Raw genomic sequence first — 1,312 nt, 5'->3', positions numbered from 1 at the left:
CGACGGCGCCCGCGAGGACGAGCGTGGTTCCCGCGCCGACGGTGGCCGCGACGGCCGCCGCGACGAACAGGCCCCCGCCCGCGACGGCGGCGCGGCGGCCCGGTCGGTCACCGCGCCGACGCGAACCGACACGTACAGGAACGCAGTCGCCACGGCGGCGACCGAGAGCACGCCGGCACAGAGGCCGAGGAGGACCACCTCGCCGCCGTAGAACGCGACGACGGCGTCCGCCTGCGTCCGTACGTCGGCCGCCATCGCCGACGGGAGCACGCCGAGCACCGCGTCGAGGAGTGCCGCGAGGACGGGACCGTGGACGACGAACGCGCCGGCGACGACGCCGACGCCGGCGACGAGCGACGGGGGCGACGGCGACGCGCGGAGGCCGTCACCGGCGGAGTCCGAGAGCCGCCTGAGCCCCCACGACCCGACGCCGAGGAGGGCCCCCACGAGGCCGCCGCCGAGGAGGACGAGGCGGAGAACGGGAACGTTCGCGAGCGTCGTCAGCGGGTCGCGGACCCGGGACGGAACCGCCGCGAACCCGTCGGGCGCGACGAAGAGGACGGCGGCCACGAAGACGACGAGGAGGCCGAGCGTGGCCGAGAGCGTCGCGGCCCGTTCGAGGGGGTCGACGACGCGGGCCGCGGCGTCCGGGTCGCTCGGGGACAGGAGGTCCGCGACTGGGTACGTCCGGAGGACGGCCGCGAGGCCGACGGCGGCGACGTAGCAGACGAGGGCGAACGAGAACAGGTGCGGGCCCTCGTGCGTCGGGGCGACGAGGAAGCGGAGGAGGCCGTCGACGACGGCGCGCGGGAACGCCGCCGTCGGAACCGGGTCGGGCACCAGAACGGGGACGAACAGCGTCGCCGAGAACGCTTCGAGGACCCGGACGAGAGCGAGGGGGACGAACGCGGCCGTCGGCGGGAGGGCGACGGCCGCCGCGACGGGGAGCGCCGACGCCAGCGCGTCCCGCTTCAGCGCGTCTCTGACGGCCGCCGCCGCGCCGAACCCCGCCGTAGCGAGACCGACGACCACGAACACCGAGCCGACGGCGTACGCGCCCCCGAGTTGCTTCGCGAGGGCGTAGCCCACGCCGGCGACGACGCCCGCACCGCCGGGAGGAGGAGGCAGGCGGCGACGAACCGCGCGAGCGGTCGGTACGACTCCGCCGCCGCCAGCGTGAGAGCGACGGCGAGCAGTACCGCGCCGGCGGCGGCAGGGACGACGGCGTTCCACAGGTCAGTCGCGTCGACGAGGAGGCCGCCGAGCGTCGCCGTTCCGAGGAGGACGACGGCGACGCTCGTCGCCGTCGGCC

2 pseudogenes are annotated in these 1,312 nt (G+C 76.8%); both read right to left on the bottom strand.

The features are described 5' to 3' along the window. Positions 1-1,089, bottom strand: a pseudogene (locus GJ632_RS21545) (hypothetical protein); the annotation flags it as partial. Continuing rightward, a pseudogene (locus GJ632_RS22685) lies at positions 972-1,312 on the bottom strand (hypothetical protein); the annotation flags it as partial. The pseudogenes GJ632_RS22685 and GJ632_RS21545, both read right to left, overlap by 118 nt.

It is taken from the genome of Halogeometricum sp. CBA1124 (assembly GCF_009741955.1).
Lineage (GTDB): Archaea > Halobacteriota > Halobacteria > Halobacteriales > Haloferacaceae > Halogeometricum > Halogeometricum rufum.
Note: the sequence above shows the minus strand (reverse complement) of the source record. Positions and strands in the feature narration are given on the sequence as shown.